We start from the raw sequence: 17,073 nt of genomic DNA, 5'->3' as shown, positions 1-17,073 counted from the left end.
GCATGAGTGAGCCCGAGGTCGACCCCAGCAACGTCGAGGTCAGCGAGATGGAGTTCGACCACGAGGAGCTGCGGGTCTTCTGGGAGCTGGCCCGCTACCACGCCAAGCTCAACGCCGCGCCGACCTACTTCGGGCCCACCACGCTCGAGTCGGTCCCGCCTCCGGCGTGGGCGTACGGCGACGCGGCGGGGGAGTCCGACGCCTTCGTCGCCCAGGTGCTGGCCGACGACCGCGGCGAGACCAGGGCGACGGCCGAGGAGTACGCCGGGGAGCTGCCGCAGGTCGGCGTGCTGTCGATCCTGTGCGACGGCTCCGGGGTTCCGAGGGCCCTGGTCGAGGTCGACCGCGTGCGTGTCACGGGTGACGACGTCGTCGAGTCGTTCAAGGTCGTCTACCGGGCCTGACTCCCGTCGCGGCCGGTGTGGGAGAGTCCTCGCATGGCCGAGCGGATGACCTACCTCCTCGTCGACGGGGAGAACATCGACGCCACCCTGGGCACGTCGATCCTCGGTCGGCGCCCGCGACCCGAGGAGCGCCCCCGCTGGGACCGGCTGCTCGAGTGGGCCGAGCGGGCCTTCGACCAGGACGTCACCGGACTGTTCTTCCTCGCCGCCACCACGGAGATGCCGACCAGCTTCGTCCAGGCCCTGCTGGCGATCGGCTTCAAGCCGATCCCGCTGAGCGGCGAGGGCAAGATCGTCGACATCGCCATCCAGCGCACCGCCGAGGCACTCGTCCACCGCGAGGCCGACGTCGTCCTCGTCAGCCACGACGGCGACTTCGTCGACCAGGTCTCGGCGCTGTGCGACGGCAGCCGTCAGGTCGGCGTCATCGGCTTCACCGAGTTCGTCAGCTCGCAGTTCCGCAACCTGCCCGGGCTGCGGATCTTCGACCTCGAGTACGACCTCGGCGCCTTCAACACGCCGCTGCCGCGGGTCCGGATCATCCCGATCGACGAGTTCGACCCGTTCGACTTCCTCTGACCCCGGCGAGGCAGGGTCGCCGAACGGGCCGGAGTGACTAGCTGCGGCCGCCGCGGACCTGGGAGATCCAGTAGTCAGCGGGCTGCGTCAGCGGGGCGGACGCGTCCCGGAAGCGCGCGTTGGGGAGGTAGAGGCGCTTGCCGAATCCGGCCACCGTGGTGGGCACGTCGAAGTCGGGCGAGGTGATCGTCCGCACCCGCTCGCCGGTCAGGCCGGTGCGGTCGAGGCGGATCACGTCGACCTCGTTGTCGCGGTTGCGCACGACGTAGAGCAGGCGGCCGTGACGCAGCATCCCGTCACCCCTGGTGAGGGACGTGCCGCCGAGGTCCACCTCGGTCGCCGCGCCGGTCGCCGGGTCGACGCGGTAGAGCAGGCCGGACGTCGAGTTGACGACGAGCAGGGCCTTGCCGCCCGGAGCGGTCGCGATCCCGTTGGCACCGAAGCCACTCCCCTGCACCCACTCGCCGGTGAGGGGCACCGGGGTGGCCTCCACCGCAGGGGAGCCGCCCGCACCGCGGGCGAGGCGGTAGAGCCGGGGCTGCTGGGAGTCGGTGAACCACGCGGCCTGGCGGGTCAGCACCACGTCGTTCACGAAGCCGCCCTCGAGGGCGTACTGGGAGACGGCGCCGCTCCGCGTGTCGATCACCCGGGCCGTGCCGGACTCGCCACCGGCGACGTAGAGGCGCCCCCTGCCGTCGCGCTTCAGGCCGACCGCGGGCGTGCCGTCGCCGGTGACGACGACCTCGCCCTCCCCGGTGCGCAGCGACACGCGGTAGATGTCGCCGCTGTCGAGGGAGCCGAGCCAGGCGGTGGCACCGGGGCCGATCGCGATGCCCTCGGGCTGGAAGCCGTCGGGCAGCTCGATGCGAGCAGGGAACGGCCGGTCGCCTGCGGGGGCGCTGCTGACGGCCGGCGAGGCAGTGGTCAGCGCGCTGAGCCCGAGTGCGGCGGCGAGAACAGGGACGAGAAGACGTCGCACGGTGAACCTCCGAGAGTGGGGACTTCGACCGTAGCGCCGCCCTCAAAGCGACAGGTCGCGGAGTCAGGCTAGGTTGCCACCGTGCCCCTCGTCCTCGTCCCGCCGTCGCGCTGGGAACGCTGGGTCGACAACTTCTCCGCGAGCCACGGCGCGACGGAGCTGGTCACGGCGGACGCGGCGCTGCGCGGCACGGGCGAGGACGGCTCGCACTTCGAGGCCCACCTGCCCTTCGCCGCGACGTACGACGGTCCCGCGGAGGTCGGCGCGTTCGCGACCGCCGCGGTGGTCCCGCCGCAGTGGGGGGTGCTGCTGGTCCGCAAGGGCGGCTTCGCGATCGCCCGCATGGAGGGCGGCGCGATGGTCGAGCACAAGATCGGCCAGCGCCACGTGCAGGGACGCACCAAGGCGGGCGGGCAGAGCCAGCAGCGGTTCGCGCGCAGGCGCGACAACCAGGCACGGCAGGCCTACGAGGCGGCGGCCGAGCACGCCGTCCGCATCGTCGGCGGCACGAGGACACTGGTGACCGGCGGCGACCACGGGGCCGTCGACGCGGTGCTGACCGATCCACGGCTGGCGCGGGCGGTGGTGGTCGGGCCGTGGCTCGCGGTGCCTGACCCTCGGCGCGCGGTGCTCGACCAGGCGATCGCCGATGCGCAGGCGATCCAGGTCGAGGTCACCAACGCCTGATCCCACCGCGGTCTACGGTGGAGAGGTGAGCAACCCGATCGAGGTCCACGGCCTGGTCAAGACCTTCGGCCGGGCCAGGGCGCTCGACGGGCTCGACCTCGTCGTCTCACCGGGGGAGGTGCACGGGTTCCTCGGGCCCAACGGCTCGGGCAAGTCGACGACCATCCGGGTCCTGCTCGGTCTGCTGCGCATCGACGGGGGTCAGGTCGGTGTCTTCGGCCTCGATCCGTGGCGCGACGCCACCGACATCCACCGTCGCCTCGCCTACGTCCCGGGCGACGTGAGCCTGTGGCCCAACCTGACAGGTGGGGAGACGATCGACCTGCTCCTGCGGATGCGAGGGGTCGACCCGCGCGGCACGCGTCGGGCGGAGCTGCTCGAGAGGTTCGAGCTCGACCCGACGAAGAAGGGCCGTGCCTACTCCAAGGGCAACCGGCAGAAGGTCGCGCTGGTGGCCGCCTTCGCCGCCCCCGTCGAGCTGCTGGTCCTCGACGAGCCGACCTCCGGCCTGGATCCGTTGATGGAGCAGGTCTTCAACACCTGCCTGGCCGAGCACAAGGCGGCCGGTGCCACCGTGCTGCTCTCGAGCCACATCCTCAGCGAGGTCGAGCGACTCGCCGACCGGGTCACCATCATCCGCACCGGCCGCGCCGTCGAGTCCGGCACGCTCGAGGACCTGCGCCACCTGCGTCGCAACCGCGTACGCGCCGAGGTCTCCGGGACGGTGCCTGCGCTCGAGGGTCTCGACGGTGTCCACGACGTCGAGGTCGACGGCCGGCTCGTGTCGGCCTCGGTCGATCCGGTCGGCCTGCCGCTGCTGCTCGACGCGCTCAGCACGGCCGGCGTCGTCTCCCTGGTCAGCACGCCGCCGACGCTGGAGGAGCTGTTCCTCGACGCGTACCGGAGCACGCCGTGAGCCAAGGGCTCGAGGGCACCGGTCTGCTCCTGCGGTTCGCGCTCCGGCGCGACCGCGTCCTGGCCCCCGCCTGGGTGCTCGCGCTGTCCGGGATGGTGCTCGTGAGTGCCGCCGCGACCGGTCCGCTGTATGGGAGCGAGGCAGAGCGGGTGGCCGCTGCCGAGGCCCTCAACGCCAGCCCGGCCGTGGTCGCGCTCTACGGCCCGATCCTCGACACCAGCAGCCTCGGCGAGCTGTCCATGACCAAGATGACGGTGCTCTACGCCGTGTTCGTCGCGTTCATGGGCGTCGTCCTCGTACGCCGTCACACGCGGGTCGAGGAGGAGACCGGTCGTGCCGAGATGGTGGGGGCGACCGCGGTCGGCGTCCACGCGCCGACCGCTGCAGCACTCGCGGAGGCCGCGCTCGCGTCCTTGGTCGTCGGCCTGCTCGCGGCTGCGGGCAACATCGTGGCCGGGCTCCCGGTCGCGGGGTCGGTGCTCTTCGGCGCCTCCTGGACCGGCATCGGACTGGTGGGGGCGGCGATCGCGCTGGTGGCCGCGCAGGTCTCGAGCAGCGCCCGCACCGTCGGCTTCCTGGCGTCCACCGCGATCGGCGCCCTCTACCTGCTCCGGGCGGTGGGGGACACGTCGGTGTCGTGGCTGTCCTGGCTCACCCCCTTCGGGTGGGGCACCCGGCTGAGCGCCTGGTCCGAGCCGCGGGTGTGGCTGCTCGTGGGCTACCCGCTGCTGGCCGTCGGACTGACCGGGGTGGCGCTCGCGCTGCGCCGCCGCCGCGACCTCGGCGCAGGCGTCCTGCCGGACCGCCCGGGCCCCGCCGAGGGCTCGCCGCGTCTGCGTGACGTCGCGGCGCTGGTGTGGCGCGAGCAGTCCGCGGCCCTGACGGGGTGGACGATCGGCATCGCCGTGATCGGCATCCTGATGGGCTCCATCATCCCGAGCATCGGCTCGATGCTGGGGACCGGTGAGGCCCGCGAGGTGATCGAGGCGATGGGTGGCGTCGGTGCGCTCCAGGACGTGCTGGTGTCCGCGCTGGCCTCGGTGATCGCGGTCGTGATCACCTGCTACGGCATCTCGGCGGTGACCCGGGCGGCAGGCGACGAGCGGGACGGCCGGACCGAGACGCTGCTGGCGACCGCCACCTCGCGGCGCGGGTTGCTCGTCGCCGTGGCCGGGAGCGCTCTCGTCGGCGCCACGTGGCTGCTGCTGGTCTCCGGAGCGGCCACCGCCGTGGGGCGTGGGGAGGGCTTCGACCCGGTCGGGGCGGCGCTCGTCCAGGCGCCGGCGGTGTGGCTGGTGCTCGCGCTGGGACTTCTCCTGCTGTCCCTGCGGAGCCGGTGGGCGGTGGCCGGGTGGGCGCTCGTCGCCGCCTGCGTGACCCTCGGCCAGGTGGGCGAGAGCCTCGACCTGCCGGGCTGGCTCGTAGGGCTCTCGCCCTACCACCACGTCTCGCGCTATCCCGCCGAGGCCGTTGCCTGGAGGCCCGAGCTCGTCCTCACCCTGCTCGCACTCGCCGCGCTGGCGGCGAGCTGGACGCGCTACCGCGGCCGCGACATCGGCTAGCGTCACGCCCATGTGGCAACCGGAGCCGGGCTGGCGCTCCCTCCCCGGGGCCGGGCCGGCCACCATCGGTGTCTGGTCAGCGACCCGCGGCGGGCGCGAGGTCGTGGTCAAGCGGCTGCGCTGTCCCGACCCCCGTGACGCGCCCGGCGCCCTCACCCCGGGCGACGTGAACTACTGGCGTCGCGCTGCCGACGTCGCCCTCAGCGGCGTCGTCGCCGAGGCGCCGGGGCTGTGCGAGGCACCGGTCGTGGGCGTGGAGGAGGACCCCGAGGGCATCACGCTCGTGCACGAGCGCGTCGAGCACCACGATGCACCGGGCCTGTGGCTCGCCGCCTGCCTCGGCCGCTTCGCCGCCGTCGACCTGGGCCGGCACGCGTGGCTGGCGCGCGACCAGCTCCGCAGCCGGCTCGGCCTGGTCCAGCGACGCGGCGGCTGGCTCACCCTGGCGCGCACGCCGATGGCCGACATCGCCGACCACCTGTGGTCGCACCGCACGCTCTGGCTCGACCGCTGTGACGCCCTCCCGCAGGTGGCCCAGCACGGCGACCCCTCCGCGGCGAACATCCCCGGGCGTGCCGGCGACGGCGCGGTCGCCGTCGACTGGGCGCACCTCGGACGGGGCCCGGTGGGTTCCGACCTCGGCTACCTCTCCCTGGCCACGCGCGAGGACATCGAGCCGCTCGTCGAGGCGTACGTCGCCGTGCTGCCCGCCGGTCTCGCCACGGTCGACGAGGTCGTGACCGGTGCCAGGGTCATGGCCGTCTACACCGCGCTGACGCGGCTCGACTGGGCACTCGCCCGGGTCGCCGACGGAGAAGGTGCGCTCGCCGGGAAGTTCCGCCACCCCAGCGTGGCGCCCTACATCCGCGCCATGCAGCGGCAGGTCGACCAGATCGAGGCGCTGCTCGCCTGAGCCCGACCGGGCCGGTCCTCAGAGCCGGTCGGCGGAGAAGGTGTCGCAGGCCTCGAGCGTGCCTTCCTCGAAGCCCGTGGTGAACCACGCCATCCGCTGCTCCGACGAGCCGTGCGTCCAGCCCTCGGGGTCGACGCCCTGACCGGACTTCTGCTGGATCCGGTCGTCGCCGACGGCCTTGGCGGAGTCGAGGGCCTCCGTGATGTCGCCCTCGTCGAGGTCGGCCAGCAGGGCGTCACCGTCGCTGGCGTCGCGCGTCCACATGCCGGCGTAGCAGTCGGCCTGCAGCTCCAGGCGTACGGCGTCGGAGTTGGCGCCCTGCTGAGTGCGGACCTGGCCCATCGTGCCGAGCAGGTTCTGGATGTGGTGGCCGTACTCGTGGGCCAGGACGTAGGGCTCGACGAAGTCACCGCCCTGACCGCCGAGCTGGCCCTCGAGCACGTCGGCGAAGAAGGTGGTGTCGAGGTAGATCTTCTGGTCCGCCGGGCAGTAGAACGGCCCGACCTGCGAGCTGGCCTGACCGCACCCGGTGTCGACCGCGCCGCTGAAGGTGCGCATCATCGCCGGCGAGAACGAGGTGTCCGACTGCTCGGCGAGCGTCGTCTCCCAGAACGCCACGAGCGAGTTCTCCACCCCCACCCGGGCGCAGTCCTCGTCGTCGTTGGCGTCCGCCCCGGTCTTGCAGTTGGCGTAGCGCTCGGTGTCGTCCATCCGGCTGGCGTCGGTGCCCGCCGACGTACCGCCCGTGTCGGGCAGGCTGCCGCCGCCACCGCCCATGCACTGCGTGAGGACCACGAACAGGATGATGATGACGAGACCGCCGATGCCTCCGCCGGCACGTGTCCCACCGGGGATCGGGATCCGCATCGGGCCACCACCACCCGCGCCGCCGCCACCGTCGCCCACGCGGGAGGTGTCGAGACGGGCCTTCGGGTTGAACCGCATGGGAGTGCCTTTCCGCAGGTCGTGACGCTGGCGTGCCGCTCGGCGCAGCCTTGGCGCACATTAGCGCCTGCATCGCCGATGGGGCTCTCTGCTCCACCCCTTCGTAGGATGGGGACCCTGATGATCACCGCCCAGAAGCTCGAGGTCCGAGCCGGCGCGCGGCTCCTCATGGAGGATCTCTCCTTCCGGATCGCCGCAGGCGACAAGGTGGGCCTCGTGGGGCGCAACGGAGCCGGCAAGACGACCCTCACCAAGATCCTCGCCGGCGAGGCGCAGCCCGCGTCGGGCGCTGTGCTGACCTCTGGCGAGGTGGGCTACCTCCCGCAGGACCCGCGCACCGGCGACCCCGAGGTGCTCGTCCGGGACCGGATCCTGTCCGCGCGCGGGCTCGACGACGTCGTACGCCGTCTGCGTGCCGCCGAGGTCGACATGGCCCACGAGGACCCGAAGATCCACGAGCGCGGCATGAAGCGCTGGTCACGTGCCGACGCCGACCTCCATGCAGCCGGGGGTTACGCGGCTGAGTCCGAGGCCGCCCAGATGGCCGACTCGCTCGGCATCGAGTCGCGCATCCTCGACCAGAAGCTCGGGACGCTCTCGGGTGGTCAGCGTCGTCGCGTCGAGCTCGCCCGCATCCTCTTCTCCGGTGCGGAGATCCTGCTCCTCGACGAGCCCACCAACCACCTCGACGTGGACTCGATCGTGTGGCTGCGCGACTACCTCAAGGCCCACGCCGGTGGGTTCGTGGTGATCAGCCACGACAACGCGCTGCTCGAGCAGACGGTCAACAAGGTCTTCCACCTCGACGCCAACCGCGCGGTGATCGACAGCTACAACATGGGCTGGAAGGACTACCTCGCGCAGCGGGAGTCCGACGAGCGCCGTCGCAAGCGCGAGCGGGCCAGCGCCGAGACCAAGGCCAAGACGCTCACCGACCAGGCCAACAAGATGCGTGCCAAGGCCAGCAAGGCCACGGCCGCGCAGTCGATGCTCAAGCGGGCCGAGAAGATGATGGCCGGCCTGGAGGGGGAGCGCGCCGCCGACAAGGTCGCCCGCATCAAGTTCCCCGCACCCGCGCCCTGCGGCAAGACGCCGATCATGGCCCGCGAGCTGTCGAAGTCCTACGGCTCGCTCGAGGTCTTCACCGACGTCGACCTCGCCGTCGACCGGGGCAGCCGCGTCGTCATCCTCGGCTTCAACGGTGCGGGCAAGACGACGATGCTGCGCATCCTGGCGGGAGTCGACGCCTCCGACACCGGCGAGGTGATCCCGGGCCACGGCCTCAAGGTCGGCTACTACGCCCAGGAGCACGAGACCCTCGACACCTCGCGCACGGTCCTGGAGAACATGCAGTCGGCCGCGCCCCAGCTCACCGACTCCGAGGCCCGCAGCGTGCTGGGGTCGTTCCTCTTCTCCGGAGACGACGCGCACAAGAGCGCGTCGGTGCTCTCGGGTGGCGAGAAGACCCGTCTCGCGCTCGCCAGCCTCGTGGTGTCCTCGGCCAACGTGCTGCTCCTCGACGAGCCCACCAACAACCTCGACCCCGCCTCCCGCGAGGAGGTGCTGGCCGCGATCCGCACCTACGAGGGCGCGATCATCCTGGTCACGCACGACGAGGGCGCCGTGCGCGCGCTCGAGCCCGACCGCGTGCTGCTGCTCCCCGACGGCGACGAGGACCTCTGGAACGAGGACTACGCCGACCTGGTCTCGCTCGCCTGAGGTTACTCGCCGGTAGTAGCCTGCCGTCATGACTCCCGCAGACCTCGCAGCCGTCGGCCTCCGTCTCGAGATCGAGGGCCCCGTCGCGACCGTGACGCTGGACCGCCCCGAGGTCCGCAACGCCCAGACCCCCGCCATGTGGCTCGCGCTGGCCGAGCTCGGCCGGACCCTGCCCGAGGACATCCGCGTCGTGATCGTGACGGGTGCGGGGGAGACCTTCTCCGCCGGGCTCGACCGCGCCATGCTCGACCCGGCGACCTCCGGCCAGGAGAGCGTCGTCGGGCTGCTCGCCCTGAGCGACGAGGACGCGGCTGCCCGGATCGACGACTTCCAGGGCGGCTTCACCTGGCTGCGCGACCCGCGCTTCGTCTCGATCGCCAAGGTGCGTGGCCACGCCGTCGGTGCGGGCTTCCAGCTGGCGCTGTCGTGCGACCTGCGCGTGGTGGCCGACGACGCGAAGTTCTCCATGAAGGAGTCCGCGCTCGGCCTCGTGCCCGACCTGACCGGCACCAAGCCCCTGGTCGAGCACGTGGGCTACGCCCGTGCGCTGGAGATCTGCGCCACCGCCCGCGTCGTACCCGCCGACGAGGCGGTCGCGATCGGCCTCGCGACCACGATGGTCCCGGGGGCCGAGCTGGACGCGGCCGTCGACGTCCTCGCCGCCGCCCTGGTGGCGCCGATGCCGGGCGTGGTGTCGGAGACGAAGGCGCTGCTGCAGGGGGCCGCCGACCGCGACCTCGACGAGCAGCGCCGCCTCGAGCGGGAGGCGCAGGTACGCCGCTTCCGCGCCGTGGCGGCCGCCTTCGCCGGCTGAGCCGTCTGGACCGGTCCAGAGGGAGTGGACGCGGGGGCAGGTCCGTGACTGTTGACGGGTATGACTCCCTTCTCCTGCCCGTCGACCGGGCGCACGTACGCACTGACGACCGCGGCAGCGGTCATCGCCCTGGCCGGCTGCTCGTCGCCGGAGGTCGACCGGGCCGACCCTGCTGCTGCGTCCCCGCAGCCGCGCGTGCTCTTCCAGGCCGACGGTCCGGACCACATCCTCATCGCGGTCGGTGACCTCGACGGGTCCGAGACCAGCTATCCGCTCGCGGACCTGCCGGGCGGGCACCAGATGAACCCGGACTGGTCACCCGACGGGTCGCAGATCGTCTTCGCCGTCAACGACGGCACGCGCGACGACCTGTGGGTCTCGGGCGCCGACGGCAGCGCGCCCCACCTCCTCCTCGACTGCGCCGGTGCCTGCCGCTACCTCGACGACCCGTCCTGGTCGCCCGACGGGGCGAGCATCGTCTACAGCCGTACGGTCGCGCGCGGCCGCACCGGGCACGGATCGTTGGAGGAGGTGGACGTCGCGACGGGGGAGGTGTCGGTCATCCTCGCGCCGCGCGTGCGCACCTTCACCGCCGGCGCCCGCTGGTCGCCGGACGGCTCACGGATCGTCTTCGAGAGCGTGCACAAGGCCGGCCCCGGGGTGGAGGCCGAGGTCGACGGCGTGTCCCTGCGGATCGCGGACCGGGAGGCGCGCAGGGCCGGGCCGGCGCTGACCGAGCCGGACCTCTTCGCCGCGACCGCCGACTGGAGTCCCGACGGCACCACGATCGTCTACTCCGCCCTGGCCCAGCCGGACGCCGGGAACCCGGACCTCTTCGTCATCCCGGCCGCCGGCGGCGAGCCACGGCAGGTGACGACCCTGGCGGACGCGGGCGGCTACGCCGTGGAGCCGACCTGGCGCGCCGACAGCACTCGCATCGTCTTCAGCGGCAAGCTGCCCGGGGCGTTCGAGGAGGGGGTGCTCCTCACGGTGTCGGCGGACGGCTCGGCGGTCGAGGAGCTCGGCGCCTCGACCATCGTCGGCCGGCACCCGCGGGTCGAGCCCGGCGCCTGACGCGGCCGGACGTCAGCGGGTGAACGGCACCGTGTCGTAGAGCAGGCGCTGCCACGCCTCGCCCGGCACGCCGATGTCGTTCTCGCCCTCGGTGGTGGAGCGGAAGTCCAGCGTGAGCTCGTCGCCGACGACCGACCAGGCGTGCACGGTCTCCGCCGAGAGGGTGCGGGGGCGGAGGATGAGGAGGTCGCCCTCGACGGCGACGGACTCCTCGTCGAGGAGCTCACGTCGCCCTCCCCGCCCCTCGACGTACGTCGTCAGGCCGGTGCCCCGGATCACGGCGACCACCCGGAAGGGCGCGCGCGGGAGGTCGGTCAGCATGGTCGCGGCGGCACCCGGAGCGTCGGCGGCGCGCGCGGCGGCCCGTACATCGGACGTACCCAAGGGACCCGAGGTCCACCGGCCCTCGATCGGCGTCGTCGATGCCGAGGGCATCGGGGACGGCGCGGCCGGCTCGACGCCGCGGGGGCCGGTGGCGTCCTGCACGACGAGCGCCATCACCGCAGCGGCGGTCGCCACCAGCGTTCCGGCCGCCAGACCGCGTCGGGTCATGGTCCGACGTCGATGACGGCGGACCACGGCTCCGAGCGCGGCGCGGGTCTCGACCGCCCAGGGGTCGTCGTCGGGGCGGAAGGCGTCGCGCAACAGGTCGTCGACGTCAGGCATCGGACACCTCCGAACGCAGGGCCTGCGCCAGGTGCTTGCGCGCAGTGTGGAGCTGGCTCCAGCCGGTCGACTCCCGGATGCCGAGGATCTCGGCGATCTCGGTCATGGGTCGGTCCTCGAGGTAGAAGAGCACGACGACCGCGCGCTGTCCCGGGGCGAGCCGGCGTACGGCCTCGAGGACCTCGGGTGCCGGCGTCGGCGGTGGTCCCACCACCTCGGGTGGTGCAGCGAGTGCCTCGAGCTCACGACCCCGCCAGCCGCGGCGACGCTCGCGCTGCGCCTTGCGGATGGCCACGCGGCGCAGCCACAGGTCGGGACGGTCGTAGGCGACGACGGTCCGCCAGTGTCGCAACAGCTCCACGAAGGCGTCCTGGGTGATCTCCTCGGCGCGGGCCCGGTCGCCGACGACGTGGTGGACGACCCGGGCGACCCGGGGGAACTCGTGCGCGAACAGCGCCTCGAAGTCGCCTTCGTCGCGCATCGCCACACCTCCCGACCTGACACAGTCCCGAGAGCCGCCCGACCTCCACTCGGAGGGACCGGCAATTCTCCTCCCGGGCCCGGGCGTGTGCCACCGAGGAACAATCGTCGGTGGCTGGTGGTTCGATGGATGACAACAGAAGGAGCATGCATGTCGATGGGTCCCGGAGCCGGCGGACCGCCGTGGCGGCACCTGCGCAGCGACCGGAGCGTGGTCGACAACAAGATCGAGCGCAAGACCCTGCGCCGGGTCCTGGAGTTCGCGCGACCGCACCGCAGGCTGATCACGGCGTTCCTCGCCGTCACCGTCGTGGACGCCGCGCTCGTCGTCGCGCCGCCGCTGCTGCTCAAGACGATCATCGACGACGGCGTCAGCTCGGGCGACACGACGCTCGTGGTCTGGCTGGCGCTGCTGGTGGCCCTCGTCGCGATCGTGGATGCCGCCTTCGGGCTCGTCACCGGGTGGCTGTCCAGCCGGATCGGTGAGGGACTGATCTACGACCTCCGCACGCAGGTCTTCGCCCACGTCCAGCGGCAGTCGCTCGCCTTCTTCACCCGCACGCAGACCGGCGCGCTCGTCAGCCGGCTCAACAACGACGTCATCGGCGCCCAACGCGCCTTCACCTCCACCCTGCAGGGCACGGTGTCCAACATCATCGCGGCCGTAGTGGTCGGCGTGACGATGCTCTTCCTCAGCTGGCCGGTGACGGTGCTGTGCCTGGCGCTCTTCCCGATCCTGCTGATCGCCTCGAAGCTCGTGGGCGCCAGGCTCGCCGACCTCTCCCGCGCCCAGATGGACGGCAACGCCGACCTCGGCAACGCGATGACGGAGCGGTTCAACGTCGGCGGCGCGATGCTGCTCAAGCTCTTCGGTCGCCGCGAGGCCGAGGACATCGCCTACGCCGAGAAGGCCGCCGTGGTCCGCGACCTCGGCATCCGGATCTCCCTGCTGACCCGCATCTTCTTCGCCGCGATGACGCTCGTGCCGTCGCTGGCCACCGCGCTGGTCTACGGCATCGGCGGCTACCTCGCGATCCGTGGCGACCTGTCCGTGGGCACGATCGTCGCGCTCGGTGTGCTGCTCACCCGGCTGCTCGGCCCCCTCCAGGGGCTCTCCAACGTCCGCATCGACGTGATGACCGCGCTCGTGAGCTTCGACCGGGTCTTCGAGGTGCTCGACCTGCCCTCCTTGATCCAGGAGAAGCCCGACGCTGTCGCGCTGCCCAGCACGGCGTCGAAGCTCGAGTTCGACCACGTCGCCTTCACCTACCCCCGCGCCGACCAGATCTCGCTCGCGTCGCTCGAGACGGTCGCCCGCACCGAGTCACGCGACTCCGGGCAGGTGCTCCACGAGGTCACCTTCACCGCCCAGCCGGGCCAGATGGTCGCGCTCGTCGGTCCGTCGGGCGCCGGCAAGACCACGATCACGCACCTCGTCGCCCGGCTCTACGACGTCGAGTCCGGCACCGTCCGCGTCGACGGGCACGACGTGCGCGACGTCACGCTCCAGTCGCTGGAGGACGTCGTCGGCTACGTCACCCAGGACGCGCACATGTTCCACGACACGATCCGCGCCAACCTGCTCTACGCCCGCCCCGGGGCCGACGACACCGACGTCTGGGCCTCGCTGGAGGCCGCACAGATCGCCCACCTGGTCCGCTCGCTCCCCGACGGCCTCGACACGGTCGTGGGGGACCGGGGCTACCGGCTCAGTGGAGGCGAGCGCCAGCGCCTCGCGATCGCGCGGCTGCTGCTCAAGGCGCCCTCGATCGTCGTGCTCGACGAGGCGACGGCCCATCTCGACAGCGAGTCCGAGGCGGCCGTCCAGCAGGCGCTCGACGCGGCGCTCGAGGGACGTACGTCGCTCGTCATCGCGCACAGGCTGTCCACGGTCCGCGACGCCGACCTGATCCTCGTCCTCGACGACGGCCGGGTCGTCCAGCAGGGCACCCACGCCGACCTCCTCGCGGCGGGCGGGCTCTACGCCACCCTGCACGCGACCCAGTTCCGTGAGGTGCCCACCGCTCCGGTCCCCGGCTGAGCCTCCGCCGCGTCATTCCTGACGGGCGTGGTGCGCCTTGTCGACGGTGGTCTTCCTCGCGCGCTCCGAGCGCCCCGCCTCGCCGCGGGTCGTGCCCCACGGTCCGCGGCCGCCGCGCCACTCGTCGTACATCAGGTAGAAGAACCCGAAGATCGCCAGCGCACCGAAGAACCACCACTGCAGGCCGTAGAAGAAGTGCGGACCGTTGTTGAGCTCGGGCAGCTCCACCGGCAGCAGGGGTGTCTCGGGCTCGGGGGACTCCGACCGGAGGTCGATCCAGCCGCCCGCGACCTCGCGGCCCAGCGCCTCGCCGATCTGCTCGCTGTTGACGGCGCGGGTGGACTGGTCGGTGACCGCGGTGCTGTCACCGTCGGCGTCGGCGCGCACCCAACCGGTCACCGTGACCTCGCCGGCCGGCGGGTCGGGCACGTCCTCGGACGTGGCGCCCCGGTTGTCCGTGCCGAACCACCCTCGGTCGACGAGGACGCTCGAGCCGTCGGCCAGCTCCAGCGGCACGACCACGTCGACGCCTGCCGCACCGTCGCGCGTGCGGTAGCGGACGATGACCGTGTCCTCCACCGCGTACGTCCCGGTGGCCTCGACGATGCGCCACTCCTCGGTCTCCGCGACGGGCTCGCCGGGCGCCATCACGTCCGCCACGGGGTCGGCGCCGGCCTCCTCGTTGCGCTCGATGATCGCGTTCTGCTCCTTGCGGTCCTCGAGGCGGTGGAACTGCCACTCGCCGAGACGCCAGGCGACCCAGGCCAGGCCCACGACGACCAGTGCGAAGACGATCCAGCGGCGCGAGACCAGGAACCGCAGCTTGTGCACGCGCCGAGGTTATCCGGGACGTCCTGAGCCGCTGAGGGGTACCTCGATAGACTCCTGCAGGTGACGACACCTCTGGCTGACCGCTTCGGCCGCGTGGCGACTGACCTCCGGGTCTCGCTCACCGACCGGTGCAACCTCCGCTGCAACTACTGCATGCCTGCCGAGGGCCTGGACTGGCTGCCGACGGATCAGACGCTCACCGACGACGAGGTCGTGAGGCTGATCACGATCGGAGTCGAGAAGCTCGGCGTGCGGGAGGTGCGCTTCACCGGTGGTGAGCCACTCCTGCGCCGCGGGCTGGTCGACATCGTGGGGCGTACGCACGCGCTCGGCGTGGAGACCTCGCTGACCACCAACGCGCTGGGCCTGACCCGCACCGCCCAGGCGCTGGCCGACGCCGGTCTCGACCGGATCAACGCCAGCATCGACACCGTGCGCGCGGAGACCTTCCACACGATCACCCGCCGCGACCGGCTCAAGGACGTCGTGGAGGGCCTCGAGGCAGCCAAGGCGGCCGGGCTGGGCCCGATCAAGCTCAACGCCGTGCTCCTGCGCGGCACCAACGACGACCAGGCCGCCGAGCTGCTCCGGTGGGCCGTCGAGCACGGCTACGAGCTCCGCTTCATCGAGCAGATGCCCCTCGACGCCCAGCACGACTGGAGCCGCACCGAGATGGTGACGGCCGACGAGATCTACGCGCAGCTCACCGCCGAGTTCGTCCTGACCCCGCACGGCGAGCCGCGTGGCAGCGCCCCGGCCGAGCTCTTCGACGTCGACGGGGGACCCTCGACCGTCGGTATCATCGCCTCGGTCACCCGTCCCTTCTGCGGCGACTGCGACCGCGTGCGGCTCACCGCCGACGGCCAGGTCCGCAACTGCCTCTTCGCCCGCGAGGAGTCCGACCTCCGTACGGCGTTGCGCTCCGGCGCCACCGACCAGGAGATCGCCGAGCGCTGGGTCATCGCGATGCTCGGCAAGCGGGCCGGCCACGGCATCGACGACGTGACGTTCCTCCAGCCTGATCGGCCGATGTCGGCCATCGGCGGCTAGGTCGCCGGTCCGAGGTCGAGGCTCAGCGTCGCGATCCCGTCGACGGGCCTGAAGCCGAGGCGCTTGTAGAGGGCGAGCGCGACCTGGTTGTCCGGCTCCGTCACGAGCGACAGTCGTACGGCACCTGCCGCACGTGCCGCATCTCGGGCCGCGCCGACCAGGGCGGCTCCTGCTCCGAGGCGTCGGTGCGTGGGGAGCACGTAGAGGTCCCGCACCTGCCAGAACCGTCCCAGGGCGAGCGAAGCGGGGACTGCGTGGCAGGTGGCGAGGCCGATCGGTGAGGTGTTCGCCGATGCGGCATCAGATGCGGTGAAGACAGTGAGCATGCCGGACCGGACCATGTCGGTGAGCCAGCCGAAGGTGCGGTCGTCCTGGTCGGGGCGTTCGCCGTAGTGGTGCCGATAGTGGTTGACGAGGTCGCTGGCCGCAGCGAGCGCCGCGTCGGTGTGGCACACCTCGACGCGCACCCTGTCCTCGGGGACCGAGCTCCCGACCATGTCTTCCTCTCCTCTTCTGACGTGTCCTCTTCTGGCGTGCACGAGGACCTAGGCTCCCACCCGTGCCTCGGATGACGGTGAAGCTGCTCCTCCTCGATGAGGAGGATCGACTGCTGCTCATCAACGGCCGGGACCCACGATCGGGAGACACCCACTGGTATCCGGTCGGAGGAGGCATCGAGCCGGGGGAGTCGTTGCAGGAGGCCGCCGCTCGTGAGGCCCACGAGGAGACCGGTCTCGCGGCGTTGTCGCCCGGTGTGCCCGTGTGGACCCGCGACCACACCTACCGGTACGACGGCCGCACGGTGGAGGTCCACGAGGACTGGCTGGTCCACACGGTGCCGCACTTCGACCCGGCGCCCGCCGCCATGAGTGCCTACGAGGCCCGCAGCGTGGTCGGCTTCCGCTGGTGGCGTGCCGACGAGCTGTGCCAGACACGCGAGACCGTCTATCCACCAGCTCTGGGTGAGCTGCTCACCGCGCTGTTGCGTGACGGTGCTCCACCGGAGCCGATCGACCTCACTCATCGCGCTGCCGACTGAGGACGACCTGCACCAGTCGTGGGTGCGTCGGTGGAGCCTGCGGTCGCCGTTGCGGCACCGCCCGGTGCGAGCGGGGGACTCAGCCCTCGTGCGCGACGACGTCCTTCAGGAACCCGCGCGCACCGAGGAAGTCCGAGAGCGAGACCCGGTGCTCCTCGCACGCCAGCCAGCTCTTGCGGCGCTCGGGCGTGTGGATCTTCGGGTTGTTCCACTGCAGGTCCCACACGGCGTCGGCCTGGCAGCCCTTGGCCGAGCAGATCGCGCGGTCGGGGTCCATCGGTGCCTCCCGCAACGTCGTGGTCGGGCTGAAATGAGAGGTGCCGGACAGCCACGGGGGGAAGCTGTCCGGCACCTCGATTGCGATTCGCAGACGG

General features: G+C 72.0%; 19 protein-coding genes. 12 read left to right on the top strand and 7 right to left on the bottom strand.

The window, feature by feature from the left end; all coding sequences use genetic code 11:
• The first annotated feature begins 2 nt into the window (after positions 1-2).
• Both BM127_RS13600 and BM127_RS13595 read left to right on the top strand, forming a co-directional pair.
• On the top strand, positions 3-404 hold the full coding sequence (locus tag BM127_RS13600) for an ASCH domain-containing protein (RefSeq protein WP_091199347.1): 402 nt from the start codon (positions 3-5) through the stop codon (positions 402-404).
• A 33-nt stretch (positions 405-437) separates the two neighbouring features.
• The gene (locus BM127_RS13595; RefSeq protein ID WP_091199346.1) at positions 438-983 is read left to right on the top strand and encodes an NYN domain-containing protein; all 546 of its coding nucleotides are present in this window, start codon (positions 438-440) and stop codon (positions 981-983) included.
• Between the two features lie 37 nt (positions 984-1,020).
• Here the strand turns inward: BM127_RS13595 and BM127_RS13590 are convergent, their stop codons facing one another.
• Positions 1,021-1,962 carry an SMP-30/gluconolactonase/LRE family protein gene (locus BM127_RS13590; protein WP_198554310.1) on the bottom strand — a complete coding sequence of 314 codons (942 nt, stop codon included), beginning with the start codon at positions 1,960-1,962 and terminating at the stop codon, positions 1,021-1,023.
• Between the two features lie 81 nt (positions 1,963-2,043).
• Between BM127_RS13590 and BM127_RS13585 the strand changes: the two genes are divergently transcribed.
• The 4 genes from BM127_RS13585 to BM127_RS13570 are packed head-to-tail and all read left to right on the top strand — an operon-like array spanning position 2,044 to position 6,040.
• Entirely contained in the window at positions 2,044-2,649 is a 606-nt protein-coding gene (locus BM127_RS13585) for an acVLRF1 family peptidyl-tRNA hydrolase (RefSeq protein WP_091199345.1), read from the top strand.
• A 25-nt stretch (positions 2,650-2,674) separates the two neighbouring features.
• Positions 2,675-3,565: an ABC transporter ATP-binding protein gene (locus BM127_RS13580; RefSeq protein WP_231263386.1), complete on the top strand. Its 891-nt coding sequence runs from the start codon at positions 2,675-2,677 to the stop codon at positions 3,563-3,565.
• Positions 3,562-5,127, top strand: coding sequence for an ABC transporter permease (locus BM127_RS13575; protein WP_091199343.1), 1,566 nt, complete (start codon positions 3,562-3,564; stop codon positions 5,125-5,127). Before BM127_RS13580 ends, BM127_RS13575 begins: the two co-directional genes overlap by 4 nt.
• A gap of 10 nt (positions 5,128-5,137) precedes the next feature.
• Positions 5,138-6,040 carry a phosphotransferase gene (locus BM127_RS13570; RefSeq protein ID WP_091199342.1) on the top strand — a complete coding sequence of 301 codons (903 nt, stop codon included), beginning with the start codon at positions 5,138-5,140 and terminating at the stop codon, positions 6,038-6,040.
• Between the two features lie 18 nt (positions 6,041-6,058).
• Here the strand turns inward: BM127_RS13570 and ypfJ are convergent, their stop codons facing one another.
• On the bottom strand, positions 6,059-6,985 hold the full coding sequence (gene ypfJ, locus BM127_RS13565) for a KPN_02809 family neutral zinc metallopeptidase (protein WP_091199341.1): 927 nt from the start codon (positions 6,983-6,985) through the stop codon (positions 6,059-6,061).
• A gap of 120 nt (positions 6,986-7,105) precedes the next feature.
• Between ypfJ and BM127_RS13560 the strand changes: the two genes are divergently transcribed.
• From BM127_RS13560 to BM127_RS13550, 3 genes are read left to right on the top strand one after another with little or no spacing between them, the layout of a single operon-like run.
• A complete protein-coding gene (locus tag BM127_RS13560) occupies positions 7,106-8,704 on the top strand; it encodes an ABC-F family ATP-binding cassette domain-containing protein (protein WP_091199340.1) in 1,599 nt (532 codons plus the stop codon).
• A gap of 28 nt (positions 8,705-8,732) precedes the next feature.
• Positions 8,733-9,518, top strand: a complete 786-nt coding sequence (locus BM127_RS13555) for an enoyl-CoA hydratase/isomerase family protein (RefSeq protein ID WP_091199339.1) — start codon at positions 8,733-8,735, stop codon at positions 9,516-9,518.
• Positions 9,519-9,578: 60 nt separating this feature from the next.
• Entirely contained in the window at positions 9,579-10,592 is a 1,014-nt protein-coding gene (locus BM127_RS13550; RefSeq protein ID WP_091199338.1) for a TolB family protein, read from the top strand.
• Between the two features lie 12 nt (positions 10,593-10,604).
• Here BM127_RS13550 and BM127_RS13545 read toward each other — a convergent pair whose 3' ends face one another.
• Both BM127_RS13545 and BM127_RS13540 read right to left on the bottom strand, forming a co-directional pair.
• Positions 10,605-11,258 (bottom strand): hypothetical protein, encoded by a 654-nt coding sequence (locus tag BM127_RS13545; RefSeq protein WP_091199337.1) that lies wholly within the window; start codon positions 11,256-11,258, stop codon positions 10,605-10,607.
• Positions 11,251-11,739: an RNA polymerase sigma factor gene (locus BM127_RS13540; RefSeq protein ID WP_139227735.1), complete on the bottom strand. Its 489-nt coding sequence runs from the start codon at positions 11,737-11,739 to the stop codon at positions 11,251-11,253. The genes BM127_RS13545 and BM127_RS13540 overlap by 8 nt, the downstream gene beginning before the upstream one ends.
• Before the next feature lie 156 nt (positions 11,740-11,895).
• On the opposite strand from BM127_RS13540, the gene BM127_RS13535 reads away from it, so the two are divergent.
• Positions 11,896-13,779, top strand: a complete 1,884-nt coding sequence (locus BM127_RS13535; protein ID WP_420811364.1) for an ABC transporter ATP-binding protein — start codon at positions 11,896-11,898, stop codon at positions 13,777-13,779.
• Between the two features lie 12 nt (positions 13,780-13,791).
• Here the strand turns inward: BM127_RS13535 and BM127_RS13530 are convergent, their stop codons facing one another.
• The gene (locus tag BM127_RS13530; protein WP_091199334.1) at positions 13,792-14,610 is read right to left on the bottom strand and encodes an SURF1 family cytochrome oxidase biogenesis protein; all 819 of its coding nucleotides are present in this window, start codon (positions 14,608-14,610) and stop codon (positions 13,792-13,794) included.
• Between the two features lie 60 nt (positions 14,611-14,670).
• On the opposite strand from BM127_RS13530, the gene moaA reads away from it, so the two are divergent.
• Entirely contained in the window at positions 14,671-15,660 is a 990-nt protein-coding gene (gene moaA, locus BM127_RS13525) for a GTP 3',8-cyclase MoaA (RefSeq protein ID WP_091199333.1), read from the top strand.
• Here moaA and BM127_RS13520 read toward each other — a convergent pair.
• Positions 15,657-16,157 carry a GNAT family N-acetyltransferase gene (locus BM127_RS13520; RefSeq protein WP_091199332.1) on the bottom strand — a complete coding sequence of 167 codons (501 nt, stop codon included), beginning with the start codon at positions 16,155-16,157 and terminating at the stop codon, positions 15,657-15,659. The genes moaA and BM127_RS13520 overlap by 4 nt on opposite strands.
• Before the next feature lie 71 nt (positions 16,158-16,228).
• Between BM127_RS13520 and BM127_RS13515 the strand changes: the two genes are divergently transcribed.
• Positions 16,229-16,699 (top strand): NUDIX domain-containing protein, encoded by a 471-nt coding sequence (locus tag BM127_RS13515; protein WP_091199331.1) that lies wholly within the window; start codon positions 16,229-16,231, stop codon positions 16,697-16,699.
• A 79-nt stretch (positions 16,700-16,778) separates the two neighbouring features.
• Here BM127_RS13515 and BM127_RS13510 read toward each other — a convergent pair whose 3' ends face one another.
• Positions 16,779-16,976 carry an acetone carboxylase gene (locus BM127_RS13510; protein WP_091199330.1) on the bottom strand — a complete coding sequence of 66 codons (198 nt, stop codon included), beginning with the start codon at positions 16,974-16,976 and terminating at the stop codon, positions 16,779-16,781.
• Positions 16,977-17,073 lie beyond the last annotated feature (97 nt).

It is taken from the genome of Nocardioides alpinus (genome assembly GCF_900112035.1).
GTDB lineage: Bacteria > Actinomycetota > Actinomycetes > Propionibacteriales > Nocardioidaceae > Nocardioides > Nocardioides alpinus.
Note: the sequence above shows the minus strand (reverse complement) of the source record. Positions and strands in the feature narration are given on the sequence as shown.

Bases quoted from the DNA above. Each gene is read 5' to 3' on its own strand.
- BM127_RS13570 (WP_091199342.1), top strand. From the start codon at position 5,138: ATGTGGCAACCGGAGCCGGGCTGGCGCTCCCTCCCCGGGGCCGGGCCG.
- BM127_RS13555 (WP_091199339.1), top strand. From the start codon at position 8,733: ATGACTCCCGCAGACCTCGCAGCCGTCGGCCTCCGTCTCGAGATCGAG.
- BM127_RS13515 (WP_091199331.1), top strand. From the start codon at position 16,229: ATGACGGTGAAGCTGCTCCTCCTCGATGAGGAGGATCGACTGCTGCTC.
- BM127_RS13600 (WP_091199347.1), top strand. From the start codon at position 3: ATGAGTGAGCCCGAGGTCGACCCCAGCAACGTCGAGGTCAGCGAGATG.
- BM127_RS13535 (WP_420811364.1), top strand. From the start codon at position 11,896: ATGGGTCCCGGAGCCGGCGGACCGCCGTGGCGGCACCTGCGCAGCGAC.
- BM127_RS13550 (WP_091199338.1), top strand. From the start codon at position 9,579: ATGACTCCCTTCTCCTGCCCGTCGACCGGGCGCACGTACGCACTGACG.
- BM127_RS13560 (WP_091199340.1), top strand. From the start codon at position 7,106: ATGATCACCGCCCAGAAGCTCGAGGTCCGAGCCGGCGCGCGGCTCCTC.
- ypfJ (WP_091199341.1), bottom strand. From the start codon at position 6,985: ATGCGGTTCAACCCGAAGGCCCGTCTCGACACCTCCCGCGTGGGCGAC.
- BM127_RS13520 (WP_091199332.1), bottom strand. From the start codon at position 16,157: ATGGTCGGGAGCTCGGTCCCCGAGGACAGGGTGCGCGTCGAGGTGTGC.
- BM127_RS13545 (WP_091199337.1), bottom strand. From the start codon at position 11,258: ATGCCTGACGTCGACGACCTGTTGCGCGACGCCTTCCGCCCCGACGAC.
- BM127_RS13540 (WP_139227735.1), bottom strand. From the start codon at position 11,739: ATGCGCGACGAAGGCGACTTCGAGGCGCTGTTCGCGCACGAGTTCCCC.
- BM127_RS13510 (WP_091199330.1), bottom strand. From the start codon at position 16,976: ATGGACCCCGACCGCGCGATCTGCTCGGCCAAGGGCTGCCAGGCCGAC.
- BM127_RS13595 (WP_091199346.1), top strand. From the start codon at position 438: ATGGCCGAGCGGATGACCTACCTCCTCGTCGACGGGGAGAACATCGAC.